The sequence below is a fragment of the Bacillus sp. RZ2MS9 genome (assembly GCF_001816185.2).
Lineage (GTDB): Bacteria > Bacillota > Bacilli > Bacillales > Bacillaceae_G > Bacillus_A > Bacillus_A cereus.
Map to the genome: position 1 here is coordinate 5,147,818 of NZ_CP049978.1, position 23,511 is coordinate 5,171,328.

The window sequence follows — 23,511 nt, forward strand, 5'->3', positions numbered from 1 at the left end:
CCTATCCCCATTGTTAACGGAGATTTGAGGTTCTATACACTTACTTTACTAAATACGTTAAACTCTTCGAATAGCCTAAATAATCAAGGAAAAAGTTACTTACAGATGTCCCAATTGCAATTGTAATTAAGATGAGTAATACTCGCGTCTGCAGCACTTTTCCGGACTTCATTAAACGCTCAATGTGAATGCCTTGTAAGGCCCACCACGTAATGGTAATAAACAATAAATGCGAAACAATGGCAATCAGTGCTTGTTGCCCTAAAAGTTGTGCCAAAAAATCGACCCCTTTTTACTCAGCTACTACTTATGAAAGAATATAAAAACGATACCATAATAAGTAGGAGCTACACTTTTTCAAATGCACATAGACATCTTACATTTTACATCGTGATTTTCTTTCCAAAAACGTATATCTACATTACAAGTTAACACAAAATAAAAAGCGCAGAGTACTGACTCCACACCTTTTATTTTCACTATTGTACCACGTTCCCTAAGAAGAAGAAATCTTTCATTAATGGAAAATATTCATAAAAGAAATTGTACCCAATCATCGGCATAATCCCTAGTATTACAATCGAAATTGCACAAAGACTCATAACAACCTTTATATTTAACGGTAACCGTATTCTCTCTTCTGTCTCTCCTGTGCGGAAAAACATTTGTTGTAAAATACGGAAATAATATACGAATGAAACAACCGTCGTACCCATCATAATCGAAGCTAGTACGTAATGTGCTGGCTCTACATGAAGCGCGCCTAAAAAGATGTTAATCTTTCCAATGAAGCCAGCCGTTCCTGGTATCCCAGCCAGCGATAAAATAAAGATAGTCATCATAATCGCTGCAAATGGTGACCTTTTATATAAACCTGTGAAAATCGTTATATTTTCCTCATCATTTTGTAAGATTAAGCCGTGGATGATAGCAAATGCACCTATATTCATAAGCATGTATGCCAGCATATAAAACCACATGCTATCCATCGTAAATGGTGATAATGCCACAAGTGGAACGAGTAAATACCCCGCATGAGCAATGCCCGAATAAGCAAATAAACGCTTTATATTGTATTGTTTTAACGCAACTACATTCCCAACAATCATCGTAATACTTGCTAACACCGCGATATATATACTCATATGCCCATATAAAGATTGCATATCTCCTTGTATTAATACACTTGCAAAAACCATAAGGAACAAACGAATAATGAGCAGGAACCCAGCAATTTTAGAAATCGTTCCAAGAAAAGCAGTAACAGGTGTAGCCGCTCCTTCATACACATCAGGTGCCCACATATGAAACGGCACTGTGGCAATTTTAAATGAGAGACCAACTAGCAATAAAAGAAATGCGAGAGCTAACAATAACTGAATACCACTAGCGAGTTCCCCAGTGAGTACCTTTTGCATATCTACAATGTTAGTTGAACCTGTAATACCGTATAAATAACTCATTCCGAAGAGCGTAATCGCCGTTCCGATTCCTCCGCTAATGACGTATTTCATTGCCGCTTCATTTGATGCACGGCTCTTTTTTCGTATTCCTACTAAAATATAGGAAGAAAGTGAAAGTAACTCCAAACCAACGAAAAGGGTAATGAAATCAACACTAGAAGCCATGAACATCGCACCAAGAAGTGCCATTAAAAATAAGTAATAATATTCACCCTTATCTTCAATTGGATTCTTCTTATCATCGCTCATTGCGGTACATAAAATGAGAGCTGAGGCACCTAATAGCAATGTTTTAAACCCTTTTGAAAATCCATCTAACACAAACGATCCGTTTAAAATATCTCCAGCTGGTTCGCTATATAGCGTAATTAATGACACGATTGCTAATACGATAGCAGCAATCGCACCAAGAGCTACATATCTATGATTCAGCTTAAAAAACAAATCACATATGGAAAGGAGGATGGCGGCGCCGAGAATAATAAATTCTGGCACCATTAGATGCCACGATAAGCTAAGTAACGTATTCATATCCATCCTACTTCACCCCCAATGTTTTCAATGTATTTTGAAGCGGATCCCCTAGTAACTCTGGCATAACTCCAATTGCAATAATACAAAAGATAAGTAGTAAAACAGGGACATACTCCCATCCGTGTATATCAGATTTTGCTTCCCACTCTTTCTTTCCAAATGTCACTTGAAGTGTCGCCCTTAATACGTATACAGCGGTTAAAATGATGCCAATCACACCGACTGCAGCAATGACGGGCTCTCCTTGAAATAAACCGAGAAAGGCAAGAAATTCACTAACAAACCCAGACATCCCTGGTAATCCAAGCGAGGCCATTCCTCCTGCTAAAAAGAATCCGCTAAGTATCGGTACACTTTTCGCAAGTCCGCCTAGCACCGTAATATCCGAAGTTCCAAATCGTTGTTCTATAACACCCAGTAGGAAGAAGAGCAAGGCTGCAATTAAACCATGTGATACAACTTGGAATAACGCTCCTTGTGTACCAGGTGCATTAAGTGACGCAAGTCCCATTAACACAATTCCCATATGCGAAATACTAGAGTAAGCCAGTACTTTCCTAAAGTCCGTTTGGATGAGCGCTAAAAAGGCACCGTATAATAAATTAATTACGCCTAATATCGCAATTAGTGTTGCAACATCGTGAAAATATTCCGGGAATAGCCCTTTCCCGAAGCGAATAATACCGTACGCTCCAATCTTTAGCAAAACTCCAGCATGAAGCATAACTACAGCTGGATGCGCTTCTATGTGTACATTGACCATCCAGCGGTGCAACGGAAAAACAGGTAGTTTAATTGCAAAGGCAATCATTATGGCAATAAATACACTAAGCTGCAAACTACTTGGGATGACAAGTTCTCCTTCTGCACTTACGCTTCTTAATATCTCTTTCAGCTCCACAATATTTGTTGTACCTGTTTTCGCGAACAAAATTGAGAAAACAATGAGCAAAATAGCTGAGCCAATACCGTTATATATTAAATAACTATACGCAGCCTTTTCACTCGACAATTTTCCCCACTTTCCAATTAATAAGAACATTGGTGGCAACGTAATTTCAAAGAAGATAAAAAACAACATTAAGTTTTGAGCAGCAAAGACGCCGAGCATTCCTATTTCTAGCATAAGTAACAGCATATAAAATGCTTTTAAGTTTCTTTTAATAGAAAAGGCTGCAATTGCTGCAAGCATCGCTAGAAGAGCCGTCAGTACCATCATGACAAGCGACAAACCATCAATACCGAGCTCGTAATAAATAGAAAACCACCTTTTATCCACCGCTGTAAAATCTCCAAACTTAATCCATTTCACCTTTTCATCAAATAGTGACAAATTCTTTCCAGAAGCATATGTACAAGCGAGGACGATAGCGATTCCAAATGGAAGTGCCGTCCCAAATAAGCCAAGCGCCCGCACTGTACGCAATTCCTTTTTCGGTGTTAATACAAGCAATAAAATTCCTAAAAGCGGGGAAAAAATGAAGAACGTTAACAACAAATCATTCATCGTAAATCCCCTCCCGTATAGAGCAAAATAATGACGAGTACAGCGAGCGAAACCGCCGTTACAGTACCGTACACTTGTACATTCCCGTTTTGAAGTTTCGATCCAAGATTACTTGTGCCTTTAACTACACTTCCAATTAAAACTGCAATTCCTTCGACTACATACACTTCAAATAAGCGAAGCACATGAGCGATTCCTTTCGTAATAGGGATCACCGTCATGTTGTATAGTTCATCCACATAATATTTTTCTTTCAAAAGATTATAAAGAGATGTTTCCGTACCCCCAGCCCAATCTCTAGAAATTGATTTCTTGCCATATATGAAATATGCAAGAGCGATTCCCGCAAATGAAACGAGTGTCGCAACAATCATAATCCAAACTGGTCCATGCGCTTCTTCAACCTTAAACCCTACATCTTTCGTCAACCAATCTCCGAGAAATGTCCCAAACCATGGTGTATTTATATATCCTGCCACTACCGCAAGAACGCCGAGAACAATCATTGGATACGTCATAACGCGAGGCGATTCATGCACTTCTTCCTTCGTCTTCGTTTCTCCAGTAAAGACAAGAAAGTATAGGCGGAACATATAAAATGCTGTTAAAAACGCCGCAATTACTGCTAAAGTAAATAAAACGTAATTGCCATTCATCCACGTCGCCGCTAAAATTTCATCTTTGCTGAAAAAACCGGAAAGCAGCGGAACACCGCTAATGGCAAGGGTACCTATTAAAAATAGCGTACCAGTTACTTTCATCTTCTTCTGTAAACCGCCCATTTTATTAATGTTTTGCGTATGCACAGCATGAATTACACTTCCTGCTGCCAAAAATAGTAGTGCTTTAAAAAAAGCGTGTGTCGTTAAATGGAATATACCAGCTACATAGCCGGCAGAACCTAACGCGAGCATCATATACCCGAGCTGGCTAACTGTAGAATAAGCAAGCACCCTCTTTATATCTGTTTGCACAAGACCGATAGAGGCCGCAAAGATTGCAGTGAAAGCTCCAACGATTGCCACTGTCTGCATCGCCACTGTACTTGCTGAAAATAGAGGGAACATCGTCGCTACTAAATATACGCCAGCCGCGACCATCGTCGCCGCGTGAATAAGTGCCGAAACGGGCGTTGGCCCCTCCATTGCATCTGGCAACCACGTATGAAGCGGGAACTGACCTGATTTTCCCATCGCCCCGATAAAAATTAATATCGCTGTTATTGTAATCATGTAAGGAGGTAGATCCCCTGTATAAATCGCCCTAAATATTGCGTCATATTCAAAACTACCTGCGTACCAAAAAATTAAGATCATCCCGATAAATAAACCAACATCCCCAATACGGGTCATAATAAAAGCCTTTTTTGCAGCAGCCTTCGCTTCTTCTTTAAAGAAATAAAAACCGATAAGTAAAAATGAACCAAGGCCAACTAATTCCCAAAATATATAAAGCTGTAATAAATTCGTTGATATAACAAGCCCTAACATCGCAAATGTAAAGAGTCCTAAATATGCGTAAAAGGTTGGTAATCGTTCATCACCTTTCATATAACCTTTCGAATACACATGTACAAGTAGACTCACAAGCGTCACGATAAATAACATTAAAGCTCCTAATGCAGTCACTTCAAAGCCGAATGATATATCCACATCTCCAGCTCTAAGCCACACCCACTTATGCTTCACGCTTGCTTCTGAAAACCTTTCTATTAACACAAGTACCGCAAGTATAAAGGAGAGAAAGACGAAAAAAATACTAAGTACGCTGCTTCCTTCTCTAATTTTCTTCCCGAATATAATAAGTAACAAAAACGAAACGAGTGGGAAAAGCGGTATGAGCCATGCATAATCGATCATTGTTTCCTTCCCCCTTTTTCGGTCACAATGCTATCCTTTAAGCGTATCCATTTCATCCACCTGAACTGTTGTACGATTACGATATAAAGCAATTAAAATAGCGAGTCCTACCGCCGCTTCCGCTGCCGCTACAGCCATCGTAAACAGTGAGAAAATTTGACCTGTTAAATTCGGAAATAAGCCTAATTTACTAAACGCCACTAAGTTTAAATTGGCAGCATTCAGCATTAATTCGATACAAACTAATACGATTACTGTATTCCGCTTTGTTAAAGCTCCAAATAGACCGATGCAAAACAAAATAATCGCAAGTGTTAAATATGCAGAAGCTGGAACGCTACTCATTGGAATCCTCCTCTTTCTCATCCTTTTTCGCAAGTACAATCGCGCCAACGAGTGCTACAAGTAAAATAACTGAAGTTAGTTCAAATGGGATAATATATTTTGAATAGAGAAGCGTACCGATTTGAAGTGTGTTGTTTTCATGGAGAGGTAAACTTCCTTGTGTGCTTTCATTTGCAAAATCAACATTATTAACAGCGAAATACATAACCGCTCCAAATGCTACAACTGCAAAGAAGATAATCCATTTTCGAAGAGTAAGACGCGATTCATTTTCCGCGTTATGTTTCGTTAACATAATGCCGAAAATCATAATAATTGTGATTGCACCAGAGTAAAGTAAAATTTGTGCAACGCCTATAAATTCAGCTGATAAAAGAAAATACAAACCTGCAATGCTGAGAAATGTCAGAACGAGAGCTAGCATCATGTGCATAACTTTCGTTAAGTTCAACATAAGAACACCGCCGATAATTGCAGACAAGGATAGTATAAAGAATGCTACAAACTCGCCATTCATGCCTTGTTCTCCTTCCTGACGTTTTCGTCGTTTTCGTCAAGCCACTGCAAATTTTTAAATAAGTCATCACGTGAATATTCCGCGAGTTCAAAGTTATTTGTCATGACAATTGCCTCTGTCGGACAAACTTCTGTACATAAATCACAAAGAATACAAATTTCAAAATTAATATCATACGTGTCGATAATTTTTCCTTTTTTCGTAGGATCCGGATGTTTCTTTCCTGTTAACTGAATACAGTCTGTCGGACAAATGTTAGAGCACTGATTACAAACAATACATTTCTCCGGATAAAATTTTTGAATTCCACGAAAACGGTCTGGCAACGGCAACGGTTGATTTGGATAATCATACGTTACCTTCTTCTTGCTCAAATTACTTAATGTATATTTTAATCCTTTAAATAGTCCTTTCATCTCTTACTGGCACCCCCCTCATAGATTAGAAGAATAACTCCTTAATCAATGCCGTTAAGAAAATATTTGCAAGTGCAATCGGCAATAATACTTTCCAACCAAACTCCATTAACTGGTCACCTCTTATACGCGGGAACGTAACGCGGAACCAAATTAATAGAAAGACTACACTGCTAAATTTCAAAGCAAACCATACGGCACCTGGGATAAATCCAAGAAACATGACTGGATTCCATCCGCCTAAAAAGAGCACTGTAATTAACGATGCCATCCCGAAGAAATATACGTACTCTGAAAGCATGAAAAACGCCCAGCGAAAACCTGAGTATTCCGTATGATATCCAGAAACAAGTTCTGACTCCGCTTCTGGCAAATCGAATGGCGTTCTATTTAACTCTGCAACTGCTGCGATTAAGAAAACGACGAAGCCAATTGGCTGTACGAAAATGTACCAAACCTTCTCCTGCGCCGCTACAATCTCATTTAAATTCAGGCTACCAGCTAGCAAAACGATACCAATTACACTCATTACGAGCGGAATCTCATAAGAAATCATTTGCGCCGCCGCACGCATCCCTCCTAAAAGGGAATATTTATTATTCGATGCCCATCCCCCAGTTACAACACCTATCGTCGTAATACCGGAAACAGCAATATAATAAAGTAGCCCAACTCCAATATCTGCAAATTGAAATTTATCAGTGAACGGGATAACCGCAAGCACCATAAATGCTGGTGCAAATGCAATGACAGGCGCTAATATAAACAGCGGTTTATCTGCTGCTTTCGGAATACTATCTTCTTTCAATAATAGTTTTAAAACATCAGCTACCGTTTGCAGTAAACCAAATCGGCCTCCAACCTGGTTTGGGCCAATCCGCCCTTGCATAAACCCCATCACTTTCCGTTCTGCCAAGATTCCATATGTAACGAAGCCAAGGACTGCAAATAGTAGAAGTACCGCTAATCCGAAAAAAATGAAGAAATTCGTCCAGCTTGAAGGTGATTGTAAGAGCGTCTCAATCATTAGCCATCAACCTCCCCAAGTACAATATCAACTCCACCTAAAATCGTAATTAAATTAGCGATGTTTTCACCTTTCAATAACTTCGGTAAAATTTGCAAGTTATAAAAAGATGGCCTACGAAACTTCAAACGGTACGGCTCTTTCTTTCCGTCACTAGCGATATAACACCCAATCTCTCCGCGCGGCGATTCGATACGTACAAATGCTTCTCCCTTAGGTGCCTTAATAATTTTTGGTACTTTTGCCAGCACAGCTCCATCTTTCGGGAACTGCTGAACCGCTTGCTCAACAATCTTTAAAGACTCCTCGATTTCTTGCATTCGGCAAACGTAGCGATCCCAAGCATCTCCCACGCTTCCAACAGGAATATCAAAATCAAAACGATCATAAATCGAATACGGCTCATCTTTGCGAAGATCCCAGTTTACTCCAGTGCACCGCAAATTTGCTCCGCTTAAAGAATACGAAATCGCTTCTTCCGCGCTATATATACCAACGCCTTTCACACGATTTAAGAAAATCTCATTACCGCTAACAAGATCATGATAACCTGCCAGTTGCTCCCTCATATACGGAACAAACTCTTCCACCTTTTCAATCCAACCATCTGGCGCATCCCACTTCACACCACCAACTCTCATATAGTTAAAAGTAAGCCGTGCCCCGCATAATTCATTTAATAAATTTATAATCATCTCTCGTTCACGAAACGCGTACAAAAACGGGCTAACCGCTCCTATATCAAGAAGATTCGTCCCCCACCAAACGAGATGGCTTGCAATTCTTCCTAGCTCCATCGCAAGTACTCGCAAGTATTCGGCACGCTCTGGAATTTCAAGCCCCATCATCGTCTCTACAGCATGGCAAATGACGTAATTATTCGTCATAGCTGATAAATAGTCCATTCGATCTGTATAAGGAATAATTTGCGTATACTGTAAGCTCTCAGCGATCTTTTCCGTCCCGCGATGTAAATACCCAATAACAGGTGTAGCTTCTTTAATAATTTCCCCGTCAATCTTAATTACGAGCCTGAACACACCATGTGTACTCGGATGCTGAGGTCCTACATTCAAAAGCATCTCTTCCGTGCGGATCATAGCTACACCTCCACATCATACGGTTCATAGTCTTTTCTAAGCGGATATCCTACCCAATCCTCTGGCATTAAAATACGTGTTAAATTCGGATGCCCTTTAAATATAATGCCGAGCAAATCGTATGCTTCTCGCTCCGGCCAGTCAGCCCCTTTCCAAAGCGCTGTCACAGATTCGACTTGCGGCGTTTCCCGGTCTAGCTTTACCTTCACCGCTACCGATTGTTTCTTGCCATATGAAAACAAATGAACATACACTTCCATATGTGTCACAAAATCCGTCGCATGTAGCTCTGACATATAATCAAAAGCAAGTCCCTCATGGAATCTCAGTGACTCCATCACTTCATAATATTTTTCGGGATCCACCACAAGAGTTGGCACATCCTTTGACAGTTTATTAATGTAGGAATCTACTAATGCACCCTCTCCTAACTTCTCCCTAATAGCCTCAACATACTGATTTAAATACGGCTGATTTACGGACAGTTCTTTCTGCTTCGGCTCATCCTCTTTCTTACCTTCAGCCCCCTTTGTCTTCGCTCTTGCAGCCGCTGCTGCTTTCGCTTTTGCCGCTGCAATTGCCTTTGCCTTTTCATCTCCCGAATCCCCATCACCTTGCGAGGCTTTCTGCTTCGCCAATGCTGCCGCTTTTGCCTTGGCAGCTGCCACCGCCTTCGCCTTGGCTTTCGCTTTTTCTTCTTCCGTTACTTCTTCTGTCCCTTCTCTTTTCTGCTTCGCTAACGCCTCCGCTTTTGCCTTTGCGGCGGCTGCTGCCTTCGCCTTGGCTTTCGCTTTTTCTTCTTCCGTTACTTCTTCTATTCCTTCTCTTTTCTGCTTCGCTAACGCCGCCACTTTTGCTTTTGCAGCCGCTGCTGCCTTCGCCTTGGCTTTCGCTTTTTCTTCTTCCGTTACTTCTTCTGTCCCTTCTCTTTTCTGCTTCGCTAACGCTGCCGCTTTTGCCTTTGCAGCCGCTGCTGCCTTCGCCTTGGCTTTCGCTTTTTCTTCTTCCGTTACTTCCTCGGTTCCTTCTCTTTTCTGCTTCGCTAACGCCGCCGCTTTTGCTTTTGCAGCAGCTGCTGCACGTCGTTTTGCTTCTTCTATAGTAATATCATCTTTTTTTGGTAGCGCTTTCCCTTTTTCTTGATCTTCTTCCTCAAGCTCACTTATTTCCGCCTCGTGTTTCGCTACAAGGCGTTTTCTCGCTTCTTCTTTTGCACGCCTAGCTGCTTCTTTTTTCAGCTCCTCTAAATCTTTATTTGGATTGCTCATTTATTCGTCACCTGCTTCCCGGTCTTTGCTTCGTAACGAATTTTTTCTTTTAATTTATTAATTCCATAAATTAAAGCAGCTGGATTTGGGGGACAACCAGGAATATACACATCAACTGGTACAATTTGGTCTACACCTTTCACAACAGCATATGAATTTACATACGGACCACCTGCTGTTGCACAAGATCCCATCGCAATAACCCATTTCGGTTCGGGCATTTGATCATATAAGCGCCGAACAATAGGAGCCATCTTCTTCGTTACCGTTCCCGATACAATCATGACGTCCGATTGCCTTGGTGAAGTCCGAAAAAATGACCCAAATCGATCTAAATCATAATGTGATGAGCCTACTCCCATCATTTCAATTGCACAGCACGCCAGTCCGAATGTCATCGGCCATAAAGAATTGCTCCTCGCCCATCCTTTCAACTGTTCCAATGTAGAAAAAAAGATATTTCGTTCTAATTCTGCTCGCTCATTTGGATGTAATTCCTCAAAATTTATAACCATTGTAACACCTTCTTTTTCCAAGCATACGCTAATCCAACTAGCAACATTACAACAAAGATGAGCATTTCAATTAATGCAAATAAACCTAGCTTGTCATACGCAACAGCCCAAGGATATAAAAATAAAGTTTCTACATCAAAGATCACAAACAATAAAGCGAAAATATAATAACGAGCATGAAACCGAATATTTGCATCATGAAAAGGCTCAATTCCACTCTCATACGTCGTCGCCTTTGCTGCACTTGGTTTATTTGGGCGCAGCATCCTTCCTAATGTAAGAGCCACTACCGGCAGCAATATACCTAATAGCAAGAAAATCAAAACGATCATATAACTATTTTCATATACACTTGCCATTGTGAAACCCTCCCCCCTAAATTAAGAACAAGTTCACATAGTAAACAATATGTCCTAGTTGCAGTAATTATTATTTTTAAATTTTTCTAAATAATGCAACTATTCTAATCATTATAGCAAACTTCAAATTCCTATGTCGATATGTTGGGAGGCAGAAACAAGAATTATTAAAATCTATCTTTACAACTTACTATAATTGTGCAAAATAAATATAAAACTTATATATGCTTTTCAAGAAACCGTAGGTGATATAAATGAAAAAACAAACACATGTAAGTATTCTTATAAGCATTGTATTGCTGTCTATAACGCTTCACTATGTAGCGATGCCTTTTCTATATGAATACTCATTTTCTTTTCAGCTATTAATCGGAACGAGTACCCTATTAATTGATATTATCGCTTGTAGTTATATACTTTATTTTTCAAACATGAAAGAAGGGCTATCTCGTTTATTTTGGATCATATTATCTGTTGGAGCTCTCTCTTATTTTATCGGTGATATAGTCGTTGCCTATCAGCGTTTAATTGTAAAGGACTTCTATACGTTCGTTGATCCATCTGACTTTTTTTACTTACTTTTTTTAGTTAGCTTTACGTTTGCCTTTCTATACGAAATCATTTATAACCGAGATTTATTAGAAAAACTTTTTATGCTATGTGATATTTGTATTATCGTTACAGCCCAATTTACTTTAAGTTACTACTTACTTATTGAACAAACTATTCATATCTTTACAACATCCTATATCGACATATTTGTTCAACTTACCTATCCAATGGCTGATTTACTCTTTCTCTTAATAGGAATCAACCTTTTATTCAAACCACTATCCTTATTACCTAAAAAGGTCGGTGCACTTCTTGGCAGTGCTTTAATTTTATATGCTACTACAGATGCGATTTATGCGTATATAAAATACTTCATACCAGAGTATTCTATGTTTACAGTTACTCCTTTCTATCAAGTAACCTTAGTACTAGTAGCAATCGCCTGTATTCTCCATACAAAAAAGCCTGAAAAACAAGAACAAGTACTACTAACACCTAAAATTGGTGAATCAATCCGATTATCATTACCGTATATTTCGGTAGTAATGCTTATTGTTTTCATATTAGTTGAATACGTTTTTGCGCCTATTATAGTAATCGGACTTATAATAACTTTCTCTTTCGTGCTCATACGTCATAGTTTAGTTCGAAAACAAAATAAAATCTTATTGCTAGCTCAAATGCAATTCAACTCAGAACTCGAGAAACAAATTAAACTACGTACAGAAGATTTAGTAGAACAGAAAAATGAACTCTATCATAATCAACAAATGTTTAAATCTTTATACGAGCATCATCCAGATCCAATCTTCACATTAGATTTGTACGGTAATTTTCTCAAAGTAAATAACGCTGGTACTACTTTACTCGGTTATCAAACGAATGAATTATTAAACCAGCCTTACTATTCACTCATATACGAAGAAGATTTAGAAGAAATGATTAACGCCTTTCATCGCGTGAAAAAGGGGTATTCTATCTCTTTAGAAATACGGGCGTACCATAAAAACAGAGATATTTACTACTTGCACGTTACCGCCGTACCGATCTTTTTAAAGGAGAAAATTTCTGGGGTTTATTTAATGATTAAAGATATTACGGAAAGCAAACAACAACAAGAACAAATTAATTTCCTAGCATACCATGATACTTTAACAGAGCTTGCAAATCGACGTGCATTTCATCAACATTTAGAACAGGCAATTGCACGAGCAAAAATATCGAAAAAGCCTTTTGCTGTTATGTTTCTCGACCTAGACCGTTTTAAAGTTATTAATGATACCCTCGGTCATCGAGTAGGAGACCTGTTGCTCATCGCAGTAGCAAAAAGGCTCGAAAGAATAGCAACATCAAATATGAAACTCGCGCGGCTAGCTGGGGATGAGTTCACAATCCTTATCGAGAATTACAAAAAAAAGCCAGATGTCCAAAAAATAGCTGATAGGATTGTAGCGGCCATGAATGAGCCATTTGAAATCGAAAATCAACATTTACAAATCTCACCGAGCATCGGAATTGCAATATATCCTGAAGCAGGTGAAGATGCGCTATCCATTTTGCAGCATGCTGATATGGCCATGTACGAAGCAAAGAATAAAGGAAAAAACGGTAGCTCTCTTTACACGAAAGAACTATATAAAAAAATGGAACGAAAAGCTCGAATTGAAAAAGATTTGCCAATCGCTTTAGTAAACAAAGAATTTTATCTCGTTTATCAACCACAAATTGATACGACAACAAATAAAATTATCGGTGCTGAAGCTTTAATACGTTGGAAACACCCACTATTAGGTGACATTTCACCATGTGAGTTTATTCCAATTGTAGAAGAGACGCCACAAGTAGTCCCACTTGGGCATTGGGTATTACAAGAAGCTTGTCTCCAATTAAAAATATGGCATACCTTTGGCTACCAAAATTTAAAAATAAGTGTTAATTTATCCGCAAAAGAATTCCGGCAAGATCAATTAATCGAAAACATTTCACAAATATTAAACGACGTGCAAGTCGATCCAAAATATGTAACACTTGAGTTAACAGAAAGAATTGCAATGATTGACGAGAAAGAAACGTTATTGAGACTGAAGCAATTAAAAGAGTACGGTATCCAAACTTCCATTGATGACTTCGGTACTGGGTACTCTTCTCTTGCTTATTTATCAATTTTTCCAATCGACACATTAAAAGTACCGAGAGAATTTACACAATTAGCTGATCATCGTCCTGAAGAACGAGCCATCGTTTCTACAATTCTTTCCCTCGCGAATACTTTAAATCTTTCAGTCGTCGCCGAAGGAATTGAAACCGAAAAACAACTTAAGTTTCTGCAAAAACATAACTGTAAATATATGCAAGGTTACTATTTCAGTAAACCACTTACTAGTAATCAGTTTATAAAGTTTCTACAAAAAACCCCCAGTATGAACAAATAATTCATACCGGGGGTTTTTTAGTGCTAAATATTTTTCTCATAATATTCTTCTGCAATCTCTTCGTAAAAAGCTGCAGATGTCGTATAGAAATATGGAATTAACCATAAGAATCCAATCCCTAACGTAATACAACTTAATATAAACCAGCCAATAAAACTTAAACATAAAATGAAATACTCCATCTTATGTCCATCCATCATACGACGACTTTCTGTAATAGCTTGGTTCAGTGAATACTCAGGATGATCGTTTATAATAAAGTATGTCATCGCATAAGAAAATGATTTAATAATACCTGGAATAATGAACAATAACGTCCATAAGAAAAGATAAAGATTTACTAATAAATATAATAAAAATGATTTTAGAAATCTCTTTCCCTCTGAAAACCAAATGAATACATTACCGATACTAGCTTGCTTTTCACGAAGGATATTTAAACCAAGGTAATATCCACCTAAAGTTAACGGTCCAGTAACGAAAAATGTAAGAATATTCATTGAAAGTGAACCGTTTGTTTTTTGCCAACCGAAAATTAAAGAAAATCCCCAATCAACACTAAAATCAAAAGCTGTGATAAGAATTGAAATGAGTAGTGTAGCCCCAACAGCTAATCCCCATTTCCCTTCTAATGAATCTAGTGCTTCTCCTTTTAAATCACTAATCATGCGTAGCCTCGCCTCCTATACACAATAATTCTATTAGTATAGCATGTTCCTATTGAAATTCACCTTTTGAAATATAGCGATAAAAGTGTGCTGTCGTCGTACTCATATACGGACTAAACCAAAGAAATCCTATTCCAAAAGTAAGAAGCGCTAAAATAGCCCATCCTATGAAGCTCAGCCATAAAAGAAACAAATCTAACTTATGACCCTTCATAAGATTCTTACTTTCCTTCATCGCCTGCGAAACACTATATTCTGGATTTTCAATCATCACATAGTACGTCAGTGCATAAGAAAAATACATCACAATCATACCAACAATTGAAATTGCTAGTAGTACACAGATAGCAATAGCAAACGACGCATTTCCTTCTTCACCAAAAAATGCAAATAAGGCTACTAACAATATCGGAATCCATGTACCTGTATATAATAAAATTGCAAGCATTGCCCACATTGTTTTCATCATTCTTTTAAAGCCACGAAATCCTTCAAATAAGTAATCTACTTTAGCATCTTCTCGTTTACTGATCTGTAAAAATACATTTGTATAACCGTATGATGTAATCCCATACGATGCGCTACTCAAAATTATCATAATGCAATAAAAAATCCCGAATGTAACACTTGCTCCATTTGATATTGTTTGCCCTTCAAGTGAACCTGCTAGACCAGCAAATAAGAGAAATATAATAATTCCTGGAATTAATAGTATAAGCATTGCAGCCATCGAAACGACATAACTTAAAATAAAATATAAAATTGTTGATCCAACACCTAGTCCCCATTTTCCCTTTAAAGAGTACAATGCTTCTCGCTTCATTTCACCAATCATTGATTCATCCCCTTTATGAAATATAAATTGTTGTACACTTCTACTTATACAAGCATCAATATAATTATACCAGTTTTGTAAAATTATCCATAAAATACACAAAAAAAAATCCGTAAAGGCAAAGCCCTTACGGATTTTTTCACTTCATATCGGAAACGTTTAAACGGTTCACGGCACGTTGTAATGCCATTTCTGCACGTTTAAAGTCAACATGTGCTTGTTTATCTTGCAGACGTTGCTCAGCGCGACGCTTCGCTTCATTTGCGCGATGGATATCGATATGGTTTGCTTCTTCAGCAGATGATGATAATACAGTCACTTTATCTGGACGAACTTCGATAAAGCCACCGCTTACTGCTACATAATCAGTGTGTCCACCATTTTTCAGACGAACTGCACTAATTTTTAATGGTGCAACAGTTGGAATGTGACCTGGTAAGATCCCCATTTCCCCACTCTCTGCTTTTACACTTACCATTTCTACTTCTTTTTCGTAAACCGGTCCATCAGGAGTTACAATACTGACTGGAAATGTCTTCATACTTCGTCCCTCCTAAGGCCTTACGCCATCATTTTCTTCGCGTTTTCAATAACTTCTTCAATGCCACCTACTAAACGGAATGCATCTTCTGGAAGGTCATCATATTTTCCTTCTAGAATTTCTTTGAAACCACTAACTGTATTCTTTACAGGTACGTAAGAACCTTTTTGACCTGTAAACTGCTCAGCTACGTGGAAGTTTTGAGATAAGAAGAATTGAATACGACGAGCACGATGTACAACTAACTTATCTTCTTCAGATAACTCATCCATACCTAAGATAGCGATGATATCTTGAAGCTCTTTATAACGTTGTAAAGTTTGCTGTACTTGACGAGCTACTTCATAATGTTCTTCTCCTACGATTTCTGGAGAAAGTGCACGAGATGTAGATGCTAATGGATCTACGGCTGGATAAATACCCATTTGCGTTAAACGACGCTCTAAGTTTGTTGTTGCATCTAAGTGAGCGAACGTTGTAGCTGGTGCTGGGTCAGTATAATCATCGGCTGGTACATATACCGCTTGGATAGACGTGATAGACCCTTTATTTGTAGATGTAATACGCTCTTGTAATTGACCCATTTCTGTTGCAAGTGTTGGTTGGTAACCTACCGCAGATGGCATACGACCAAGAAGGGCAGATACTTCAGAACCCGCTTGCGTGAAACGGAAGATGTTATCGATGAACAGAAGTACGTCTTGTCCTTGCTCATCACGGAAATGCTCAGCCATTGTTAAACCTGTTAATGCAACACGTTGACGTGCTCCAGGTGGCTCGTTCATTTGTCCGAATACCATCGCAGTTTTCTTGATTACGCCAGAATCGCTCATTTCGTGGTATAAGTCATTACCCTCACGAGTACGCTCACCTACACCAGCGAATACAGAGATACCACCGTGCTCTTGTGCGATGTTGTTAATTAATTCCTGAATTAATACTGTTTTACCTACGCCGGCACCACCGAATAGGCCGATCTTACCACCCTTAATGTAAGGAGCAAGTAAGTCTACTACTTTAATACCAGTTTCAAGAATTTCTACTTTAGTAGATAATTCTTCGAATGCAGGTGCTTGACGGTGAATTGGATCACGATGTACATCTGCAGGAACCTCACCATCTAAGTCAATTGCATCACCTAATACGTTAAATACGCGACCAAGTGTTACATCACCAACTGGTACAGAGATTGGTTTACCAGTATCTTCTACTTCTGTGCCACGAACAAGTCCATCTGTGGAAGACATTGCAACTGTACGAACTGTATCATCACCTAAATGAAGTGCAACTTCAAATGTTAAGTTAATACTTCCGTTTTCGTTGCTTTGTTTTACCGTAAGGGCGTTGTAGATTTCTGGTAGCTTTCCGCCATCAAACTTAACGTCTACAACCGGACCCATGATTTGCGTAACGCGCCCTTTATTCATCGGGTTCCCTCCTAGCTTTCTTTTAATTAGCCAACTTTCTACGAGCAGCTAGCTTTTAATTTTTTATTGGTTTATAGCTTACGCGACTCTTTTGACAGAGCCGCTTCCGCCTTTTATTGAATCTAGCTCCGGTGGCTAGAAGGGTCGGTCATTTCACCCCTTCCTACGAGGCAAAGAACACCTCTTTGTCAGGAGTTCCAATGCCCTCCCCTTCTGAGCAAGCCACCTACACTTTTTATTGAATCCAGCTCCAGCGGTTAGAATGTTCGGTGGCTTCGCTTTTTCCTACGAGGCACAAATCGCCTCTACGTCAAAAGCTCCATCCCCCTCTCATTCTGAACGAACCGCTTCCGCCTTTTAATACTATTCTAACGCTGCTGCTCCACCAACGATTTCCGTAATTTCTTGCGTAATCGCTGCCTGACGCGCACGGTTGAATGAAAGTGTAAGTGAATCGATAACTTCCATTGCGTTGTCTGTAGCACTCTTCATTGCTGTCATACGCGCTGCGTGTTCACTTGCTTTACCGTCTAGTAATGCACCGTACACTAAGCTTTCTGCGTATTGTGGCAATAGTACTTTTAAAATTTCTTCTTCAGAAGGTTCGAATTCATAAGCTGTCGTCGGTTTGTCAGACGCCACATCAGTAAGCGGTAAAATTTTATTTTCCGTTACCTCTTGTGAAATTTTACTTACGTAATGGTTGTAGTAGATGTACAGCTCATCATAAGCACCATCTGCAAACATCGCAATTGCTCGAGAAGCAAGGTCTTTAATATCAGTAAATGATGGGTGGTCAGATAATCCAACTACTTCATCAATAATGTTAAAGCCGCGACGTTTTAAATAATCACGTCCTAGTCGTCCAAGCACAATAATAGAATATTGGTTTGAATCCATATTATGACGTTCACGAATTACGTTACTTACTGTACGTAATACGTTACTGTTATAACCACCTGCTAGTCCGCGATCAGACGTAATAACGATGTATCCTGTACGCTTTACAGGACGCGCATTTAGCATTGGATGATTAATCCCTTTGCTTCCTTGCGCAATGCTCGCTACTACTTCTTGAATCTTTTCCATATACGGAACGAAAGATTTAGCATTTTGCTCTGCACGGTTTAACTTAGATGCAGATACCATCTCCATCGCTTTCGTAATTTGACTCGTTTTCTTTGTCGAGTTAATCTTCGCTTTTATATCGCGTAAAGATGCCACAGGTTTTCACCACCTTTTTTCCGGAAGTTGGCACGATTAGTAAGAATCCTCTTCCTAATCTACGTTGCAAGATATTCTTGCTCATGATTGAAGGAAAAGAATAGGTGCACCTACTCTTTTCCTTTACATGACCTTTAGCAATCTCAGAGCCCGAGATGCCTTTTATATATACTATCTAGCTCCAGCGGCTTGAATGCTCGGTGGCTTCACTTCTTCCTACGAGGCAAACACCACCTCTTCGTCAGAAGCTCCATCCCCCTCACATTCAGAACGAGCCGCTTCCGCTTTTATTAATCTAGTTCCGCCTCCTAGCCCCTTTCGTCTAAGAACCTTCCCCACAAGAAGGTAAAAAGCACCTTCTGTGAGAAAGAACCTTAGCCGATGGGGCTGAACAGTCGGCTTCACTTTTTATTATTATTCAGAAGCTACAAATACTTTTTTAAATCCATTGATTGCTGCTGCAAATTTGTCGTCATCCGCAAGTTTCTTAGTTGTGCGGATTTCTTCTAATAAGTCAGTCGCATTAGAATCTAACCAAGCATGGAATTCTTCTTCAAAACGAGTGATATCTACTACTGGGATATCATCTAGGAATCCACGTGTTAAAGCGTAAAGAATGATAACTTGTTTCTCTACACGTAATGGTTTGTGTAATCCTTGTTTTAATACCTCAACAGTACGAGCACCACGGTTTAATTTCGCTTGAGTTGCTTTATCAAGGTCAGAACCGAACTGAGCGAACGCTTCTAACTCACGGTAAGATGCAAGGTCAAGACGAAGTGTACCTGATACTTTACTCATTGCTTTAATCTGAGCAGATCCACCTACACGAGATACAGAAGTACCCGCATCGATCGCTGGACGTACGCCAGAGAAGAATAGGTCAGATTGTAAGAAGATTTGTCCATCCGTAATAGAAATTACGTTTGTTGGGATGTATGCTGATACGTCCCCTGCTTGTGTTTCGATGAAAGGTAGTGCAGTTAAAGAACCGCCGCCTTTTGCATCACTTAATTTTGCTGCACGCTCTAATAAGCGAGAATGTAAGTAGAATACATCCCCTGGGTAAGCTTCACGACCTGGAGGACGACGTAATAGTAATGACAGCTCACGGTAAGCCGCTGCTTGTTTTGATAAGTCATCATATACTACTAATACGTGTTTACCATTGTACATGAACTCTTCACCCATTGTTACACCAGCGTAAGGAGCTAGGTATAATAATGGAGCTGGTTGAGAAGCAGATGCAGTTACAACGATTGTGTACTCTAATGCACCGTGCTTACGTAGTGTTTCTACTACGTTACGTACAGTTGATTCTTTTTGTCCAATTGCTACGTAGATACAAATCATGTCTTCATCTTTTTGGTTAATGATTGTATCAAGTGCAACTGCTGTTTTACCAGTTTGACGGTCACCAATGATTAACTCACGTTGACCACGGCCAATTGGTACAAGAGCATCGATCGCTTTAATACCTGTTTGAAGTGGCTCATGAACAGATTTACGATCCATTACACCTGGTGCTGGACTTTCGATTGGACGAGTGTTTGTTGTATTGATTGGGCCTAAACCATCAACTGGTTGACCTAATGGGTTTACAACACGACCAATTAGTTCTTTTCCTACCGGTACTTGCATGATGCGACCAGTACGACGAACTTCGTCACCTTCACGAATTTCTGTGTAAGGTCCTAAAATGATAATACCTACGTTGTTTTCCTCTAAGTTTTGTGCTAGTCCCATAACGCCGTTAGAGAACTCTACAAGTTCACCAGCCATAACGTTATCAAGACCATGAGCACGCGCGATACCGTCACCAACTTGGATAACTGTACCAACATCACTAACTTCGATTTCAGACTGATAGTTCTCGATTTGTTGCTTTATCAGTGCGCTAATTTCTTCAGCTCTGATGCTCATGTGCTTCACCCCTATCTATTCTTCATTAATTCACGCTGAATACGTGCTAATTTTCCTTGTAAACTTCCGTCATAAATGCGATTTCCAATACGTACTTTAATTCCGCCTAGTAAATCTTCATCTACAACATTTTTCACGCGAATTGCATCTTTTCCCGTTCTCTTTGCAAATGCTTCAGCAATGTTAAGCTTCTCTTCTTCTGATAGAAGACGAGTAGAATATACAGTTGCGTCCGCTACGTTACGTTCTTCATTAGCAAGAACAACATATTCATCTGCAATTTCAGGTAAGATATCAATGCGTTTGTTATCAATTAAAATATATAACGTATTTAAAATAGATTCAGAAACAGATCCGAATACGTTTGCAAGAAACGTTTTCTTTTGTTCCTTTGAAATGTTCGGTTGCGTTAAAAAGCTATGTAGTTCTCCGTTCTTTACATAAACGTTTTGTACAAGGCGTAATTCCTCTTCAAACATTTCTAATACGTGTTTTTCTTTAGCAATTTTAAAAAGAGCGACAGCATAACGTTTTGCTACAATCCCATTGCTCATCGCGCTTCTCCTACTTCTTTAATATAATCGCGAATTAACTTCACTTGATCTTCTTCTTTTAATTCTTTTTCAATTACTTTAGAAGCAATTTGAACAGATAAAGAAGCAACTTGTTCTTGTAAAGCAGCAATTGCTTGCTCTTTTTCGCGTTGAATTTCTTGTACAGCAGATGCTTTAATTGATTCTGCTTCTTCTTTCGCAGCAGCAACAATAACATCTTTTTGATCTACAGCTTGCTTTTTCGCTCTTTCGATTAACTCTTGTGCTTCAACACGTGATTGTTTTAACATTTCACGTTGTTCTTCTACTAATTTCTTCGCCTCAGCATTACTTCTTTCTGCAGCGTCGATTTCATTAGTAACATGCTCTTCACGTTCTTTCATAATTCCCATTAAAGGACCCCACGCAAATTTGCGTAGCATTACTAATAGAAGTAAGAAAATGAACAATGTATAAGCAATCGTTCCAAATGGAATGGCAGCACCTAATAATAAAGTTGGCACAAGGATTCACTCCCTTCAAAATATCTAAATTGATCATATGAAAAAAAAAGACATACGTTTCATTCATAAAGCAATGGCGAAGAAAGTTCGGAAAAACACTCTTCGCCATCTATGTAAGGGGAGTCTCCCTTATTTGTTCATTACGATGAATGCAATAACTACACCGATGATTGGAAGTGCCTCAACTAAAGCAACCCCGATGAACATAATTGTTTGAAGTGCGCCTTTTAATTCTGGTTGACGAGCAACACCTTCGATTGTACGTGATACGATAAGACCGTTACCAATACCTGCACCTAATGCTGATAAACCAATTGCAATTGCAGCTGCGATTACACCTAAACTCATTTAATTTGTCCTCCTTTGTATTATAAAAAAATAAATTTTTTCTTACTTAAATTATATTAATGGTCATGGCTTACTTTATGAGCCATATAAACCATCGTTAACATAACGAAAATAAATGCTTGGATTGATCCAACGAATACACTGAATCCCATCCATGCTAACATTGGTACAAGCGCACCTAATGCCCCAAGGACTGATGCTCCGCCCAACTTAGCAAGTAATCCTAATAAGATCTCACCTGCATAAATGTTACCAAATAAACGAAGACCTAACGTTAATGTGTTAGCAAACTCCTCAATAACCTTTAATGGGAATAAGAATTTCATAGGTTGGAAATAACCTTTTACGTACTCTTTCGTACCCTTCATCTTAATTCCATAATAATGGGTGAGGGTAACTACCATCACGGCTAATGTTAATGTAACTGCTGGATCAGACGTTGGTGATCTCCACCATGCAATATGTTCGCCAGCTTCAGTTGCTGAATACATGAATGGTAAACCAAGGAAGTTCGATACGATGATAAACATGATAAGCGTAACGCCAAGCGTTAAGAAACGTCCACCTGTTTTCCAGTCCATCGTACTATTGATAATCCCTTTCACGAAGTCAAACACCCATTCCATGAAGTTTTGCATTCCGGTTGGGCGAAGAGCTAAGCTGCGAGTTCCAATAACAGCGATTAAGAAAACAATAACTGCTGCTACAGTAACCATCATAACTGATGACAAATCGAACGTTAAACCTAGAAATTCAACTAATTTACCGTGTTCCACTAGTAATTCACCTCTCTTCCCTGCTCTTATACTCTAAATAAAGAAAATCTATGATCATGACAAGGTATCCTGTCAGCAATCCTACACCTAGGCCCCACATCGCGATTAACTCTTGATATTTGGCTGCAAATAAAATTAATAACCCAATCGTGGCGAATCTTGAATATGTACTTACCGCTGTTGCCTTGAACTTCACGTTTTCTCCATTTGTTACGCGATCTAGCAGCTTGTCTGTTCTACGTGCAATGATGCGCAAACTAAGAAAACTGAAAATCGTCCCGATAATCAGTCCAAGAAATACATCCTTGTAAGAGGTAAATCCCCATCCTAGCACTAGAAGCGCAAGCAAGTAGTACATATATTTCTTTTGTCTTTGGACAAGTCCATGTACGTCTATCATCATTGCTCTCCCGAATAGTAATGTCGAATGAGTCGAATCATTGCGTATACCCCTGTTCCTAGTCCGAGTAATAACCCTATAATAAGAAACAACGGAAACGTTCCAACCTTATTATCAATCCACTGCCCACCAAAGATTCCAACAAGAATAGAACCGACTAATTGAGCAAGAATACCTGACATTAAAGCATAAGCTTTTATATGGCTGCGATCGTTTTTTTGCAAGGATTCATCCCTCCAATATGTAACCCTCATTCACGATGTGTTAATAATAACTCATTTTTTTGCATAAATCCTATACAAAACAAAAAGTTTACATTTTCGTCACGGAATAGATGTAATTTTGTCACTGAAAGCCCTACCATCTATCCCCGTTGTTAGCATACAATAGGGTATTAACAGTGTCAACGAGAAATCGT

The 23,511-nt window shown here is 39.0% G+C and carries 26 protein-coding genes; 1 reads left to right on the forward strand and 25 read right to left on the reverse strand.

The genetic code is table 11. The features are described 5' to 3' along the window. Positions 1-40: 40 nt before the first annotated feature. The 12 genes from BHV55_RS26340 to nuoA form a co-directional block, all read right to left on the reverse strand. A complete protein-coding gene (locus BHV55_RS26340; protein WP_000057889.1) occupies positions 41-277 on the reverse strand; it encodes a DUF1146 family protein in 237 nt (78 codons plus the stop codon). 202 nt (positions 278-479) lie between these two features. Then, on the reverse strand, positions 480-1,994 hold the full coding sequence (gene nuoN / locus BHV55_RS26345; RefSeq protein WP_033668383.1) for an NADH-quinone oxidoreductase subunit NuoN: 1,515 nt from the start codon (positions 1,992-1,994) through the stop codon (positions 480-482). A 7-nt stretch (positions 1,995-2,001) separates the two neighbouring features. After that, positions 2,002-3,504, reverse strand: a complete 1,503-nt coding sequence (locus BHV55_RS26350; RefSeq protein ID WP_070757615.1) for an NADH-quinone oxidoreductase subunit M — start codon at positions 3,502-3,504, stop codon at positions 2,002-2,004. Beyond that, positions 3,501-5,363: an NADH-quinone oxidoreductase subunit L gene (gene nuoL, locus BHV55_RS26355; RefSeq protein WP_000568224.1), complete on the reverse strand. Its 1,863-nt coding sequence runs from the start codon at positions 5,361-5,363 to the stop codon at positions 3,501-3,503. Before nuoL ends, BHV55_RS26350 begins: the two co-directional genes overlap by 4 nt. A 30-nt stretch (positions 5,364-5,393) precedes the next feature. Next, positions 5,394-5,708 (reverse strand): NADH-quinone oxidoreductase subunit NuoK, encoded by a 315-nt coding sequence (gene nuoK, locus BHV55_RS26360; protein ID WP_000100079.1) that lies wholly within the window; start codon positions 5,706-5,708, stop codon positions 5,394-5,396. Next, positions 5,701-6,225, reverse strand: a complete 525-nt coding sequence (locus BHV55_RS26365) for an NADH-quinone oxidoreductase subunit J (protein WP_001012814.1) — start codon at positions 6,223-6,225, stop codon at positions 5,701-5,703. Before BHV55_RS26365 ends, nuoK begins: the two co-directional genes overlap by 8 nt. After that, on the reverse strand, positions 6,222-6,641 hold the full coding sequence (nuoI, locus tag BHV55_RS26370; protein ID WP_000677191.1) for an NADH-quinone oxidoreductase subunit NuoI: 420 nt from the start codon (positions 6,639-6,641) through the stop codon (positions 6,222-6,224). Before nuoI ends, BHV55_RS26365 begins: the two co-directional genes overlap by 4 nt. A 25-nt stretch (positions 6,642-6,666) precedes the next feature. Then, positions 6,667-7,668 carry an NADH-quinone oxidoreductase subunit NuoH gene (nuoH, locus tag BHV55_RS26375; RefSeq protein ID WP_000573426.1) on the reverse strand — a complete coding sequence of 334 codons (1,002 nt, stop codon included), beginning with the start codon at positions 7,666-7,668 and terminating at the stop codon, positions 6,667-6,669. Beyond that, positions 7,668-8,768, reverse strand: a complete 1,101-nt coding sequence (gene nuoD / locus BHV55_RS26380) for an NADH-quinone oxidoreductase subunit NuoD (protein WP_000621434.1) — start codon at positions 8,766-8,768, stop codon at positions 7,668-7,670. Before nuoD ends, nuoH begins: the two co-directional genes overlap by 1 nt. Before the next feature lie 2 nt (positions 8,769-8,770). Further along, positions 8,771-10,036: an NADH-quinone oxidoreductase subunit C gene (locus tag BHV55_RS26385; protein WP_070757613.1), complete on the reverse strand. Its 1,266-nt coding sequence runs from the start codon at positions 10,034-10,036 to the stop codon at positions 8,771-8,773. Then, the gene (gene nuoB, locus BHV55_RS26390) at positions 10,033-10,551 is read right to left on the reverse strand and encodes an NADH-quinone oxidoreductase subunit NuoB (RefSeq protein ID WP_000236331.1); all 519 of its coding nucleotides are present in this window, start codon (positions 10,549-10,551) and stop codon (positions 10,033-10,035) included. Before nuoB ends, BHV55_RS26385 begins: the two co-directional genes overlap by 4 nt. Further along, complete coding sequence (gene nuoA / locus BHV55_RS26395; RefSeq protein WP_000179273.1) at positions 10,542-10,910, reverse strand: NADH-quinone oxidoreductase subunit NuoA; 369 nt, start codon at positions 10,908-10,910, stop codon at positions 10,542-10,544. The genes nuoB and nuoA overlap by 10 nt, the downstream gene beginning before the upstream one ends. A gap of 254 nt (positions 10,911-11,164) precedes the next feature. Here nuoA and BHV55_RS26400 point away from each other — a divergent pair, with 254 nt between their 5' ends. Beyond that, complete coding sequence (locus BHV55_RS26400) at positions 11,165-13,894, forward strand: EAL domain-containing protein (protein WP_070757611.1); 2,730 nt, start codon at positions 11,165-11,167, stop codon at positions 13,892-13,894. Between the two features lie 23 nt (positions 13,895-13,917). Here the strand turns inward: BHV55_RS26400 and BHV55_RS26405 are convergent, their stop codons facing one another. The 13 genes from BHV55_RS26405 to BHV55_RS26465 form a co-directional block, all read right to left on the reverse strand. After that, positions 13,918-14,562: a DUF975 family protein gene (locus BHV55_RS26405; protein WP_070757609.1), complete on the reverse strand. Its 645-nt coding sequence runs from the start codon at positions 14,560-14,562 to the stop codon at positions 13,918-13,920. Positions 14,563-14,611: 49 nt separating this feature from the next. After that, positions 14,612-15,499, reverse strand: a complete 888-nt coding sequence (locus BHV55_RS26410; RefSeq protein ID WP_103653264.1) for a DUF975 family protein — start codon at positions 15,497-15,499, stop codon at positions 14,612-14,614. A gap of 37 nt (positions 15,500-15,536) precedes the next feature. After that, on the reverse strand, positions 15,537-15,938 hold the full coding sequence (gene atpC, locus BHV55_RS26415; RefSeq protein WP_000847211.1) for a F0F1 ATP synthase subunit epsilon: 402 nt from the start codon (positions 15,936-15,938) through the stop codon (positions 15,537-15,539). Positions 15,939-15,958: 20 nt separating this feature from the next. Further along, on the reverse strand, positions 15,959-17,365 hold the full coding sequence (gene atpD / locus BHV55_RS26420) for a F0F1 ATP synthase subunit beta (RefSeq protein WP_001032593.1): 1,407 nt from the start codon (positions 17,363-17,365) through the stop codon (positions 15,959-15,961). Between the two features lie 363 nt (positions 17,366-17,728). Then, on the reverse strand, positions 17,729-18,589 hold the full coding sequence (atpG, locus tag BHV55_RS26425) for a F0F1 ATP synthase subunit gamma (RefSeq protein WP_000157696.1): 861 nt from the start codon (positions 18,587-18,589) through the stop codon (positions 17,729-17,731). A gap of 414 nt (positions 18,590-19,003) precedes the next feature. After that, positions 19,004-20,512, reverse strand: a complete 1,509-nt coding sequence (gene atpA, locus BHV55_RS26430) for a F0F1 ATP synthase subunit alpha (RefSeq protein WP_000027518.1) — start codon at positions 20,510-20,512, stop codon at positions 19,004-19,006. An 11-nt stretch (positions 20,513-20,523) separates the two neighbouring features. Further along, positions 20,524-21,066 carry a F0F1 ATP synthase subunit delta gene (atpH, locus tag BHV55_RS26435; RefSeq protein ID WP_000064683.1) on the reverse strand — a complete coding sequence of 181 codons (543 nt, stop codon included), beginning with the start codon at positions 21,064-21,066 and terminating at the stop codon, positions 20,524-20,526. Beyond that, positions 21,063-21,569, reverse strand: a complete 507-nt coding sequence (gene atpF, locus BHV55_RS26440) for a F0F1 ATP synthase subunit B (RefSeq protein WP_001142618.1) — start codon at positions 21,567-21,569, stop codon at positions 21,063-21,065. Before atpF ends, atpH begins: the two co-directional genes overlap by 4 nt. 129 nt (positions 21,570-21,698) lie before the next feature. Continuing rightward, entirely contained in the window at positions 21,699-21,917 is a 219-nt protein-coding gene (atpE, locus tag BHV55_RS26445; protein ID WP_000052064.1) for a F0F1 ATP synthase subunit C, read from the reverse strand. A 56-nt stretch (positions 21,918-21,973) separates the two neighbouring features. Continuing rightward, positions 21,974-22,693, reverse strand: coding sequence for a F0F1 ATP synthase subunit A (gene atpB, locus BHV55_RS26450; protein ID WP_000399871.1), 720 nt, complete (start codon positions 22,691-22,693; stop codon positions 21,974-21,976). A 7-nt stretch (positions 22,694-22,700) separates the two neighbouring features. After that, positions 22,701-23,093 (reverse strand): ATP synthase subunit I, encoded by a 393-nt coding sequence (locus BHV55_RS26455; RefSeq protein ID WP_000567600.1) that lies wholly within the window; start codon positions 23,091-23,093, stop codon positions 22,701-22,703. After that, entirely contained in the window at positions 23,093-23,317 is a 225-nt protein-coding gene (locus BHV55_RS26460; RefSeq protein WP_001171223.1) for an AtpZ/AtpI family protein, read from the reverse strand. Before BHV55_RS26460 ends, BHV55_RS26455 begins: the two co-directional genes overlap by 1 nt. Positions 23,318-23,343: 26 nt before the next feature. Continuing rightward, on the reverse strand, positions 23,344-23,457 hold the full coding sequence (locus tag BHV55_RS26465; RefSeq protein ID WP_000232962.1) for a DUF4024 domain-containing protein: 114 nt from the start codon (positions 23,455-23,457) through the stop codon (positions 23,344-23,346). Positions 23,458-23,511 lie beyond the last annotated feature (54 nt).

Bases quoted from the DNA above. Each gene is read 5' to 3' on its own strand.
- atpA (WP_000027518.1), bottom strand. From the start codon at position 20,512: ATGAGCATCAGAGCTGAAGAAATTAGCGCACTGATAAAGCAACAAATC.
- atpC (WP_000847211.1), bottom strand. From the start codon at position 15,938: ATGAAGACATTTCCAGTCAGTATTGTAACTCCTGATGGACCGGTTTAC.
- nuoD (WP_000621434.1), bottom strand. From the start codon at position 8,768: ATGATCCGCACGGAAGAGATGCTTTTGAATGTAGGACCTCAGCATCCG.
- BHV55_RS26465 (WP_000232962.1), bottom strand. From the start codon at position 23,457: ATGGTAGGGCTTTCAGTGACAAAATTACATCTATTCCGTGACGAAAAT.
- BHV55_RS26350 (WP_070757615.1), bottom strand. From the start codon at position 3,504: ATGAATGATTTGTTGTTAACGTTCTTCATTTTTTCCCCGCTTTTAGGA.
- BHV55_RS26385 (WP_070757613.1), bottom strand. From the start codon at position 10,036: ATGAGCAATCCAAATAAAGATTTAGAGGAGCTGAAAAAAGAAGCAGCT.
- atpE (WP_000052064.1), bottom strand. From the start codon at position 21,917: ATGAGTTTAGGTGTAATCGCAGCTGCAATTGCAATTGGTTTATCAGCA.
- nuoL (WP_000568224.1), bottom strand. From the start codon at position 5,363: ATGATCGATTATGCATGGCTCATACCGCTTTTCCCACTCGTTTCGTTT.
- BHV55_RS26400 (WP_070757611.1), top strand. From the start codon at position 11,165: ATGAAAAAACAAACACATGTAAGTATTCTTATAAGCATTGTATTGCTG.
- nuoH (WP_000573426.1), bottom strand. From the start codon at position 7,668: ATGATTGAGACGCTCTTACAATCACCTTCAAGCTGGACGAATTTCTTC.
- nuoB (WP_000236331.1), bottom strand. From the start codon at position 10,551: ATGGTTATAAATTTTGAGGAATTACATCCAAATGAGCGAGCAGAATTA.
- nuoA (WP_000179273.1), bottom strand. From the start codon at position 10,910: ATGGCAAGTGTATATGAAAATAGTTATATGATCGTTTTGATTTTCTTG.
- nuoK (WP_000100079.1), bottom strand. From the start codon at position 5,708: ATGAGTAGCGTTCCAGCTTCTGCATATTTAACACTTGCGATTATTTTG.
- BHV55_RS26405 (WP_070757609.1), bottom strand. From the start codon at position 14,562: ATGATTAGTGATTTAAAAGGAGAAGCACTAGATTCATTAGAAGGGAAA.
- BHV55_RS26365 (WP_001012814.1), bottom strand. From the start codon at position 6,225: ATGAATGGCGAGTTTGTAGCATTCTTTATACTATCCTTGTCTGCAATT.
- nuoI (WP_000677191.1), bottom strand. From the start codon at position 6,641: ATGAAAGGACTATTTAAAGGATTAAAATATACATTAAGTAATTTGAGC.
- atpD (WP_001032593.1), bottom strand. From the start codon at position 17,365: ATGAATAAAGGGCGCGTTACGCAAATCATGGGTCCGGTTGTAGACGTT.
- atpH (WP_000064683.1), bottom strand. From the start codon at position 21,066: ATGAGCAATGGGATTGTAGCAAAACGTTATGCTGTCGCTCTTTTTAAA.
- BHV55_RS26455 (WP_000567600.1), bottom strand. From the start codon at position 23,093: ATGATAGACGTACATGGACTTGTCCAAAGACAAAAGAAATATATGTAC.
- nuoN (WP_033668383.1), bottom strand. From the start codon at position 1,994: ATGAATACGTTACTTAGCTTATCGTGGCATCTAATGGTGCCAGAATTT.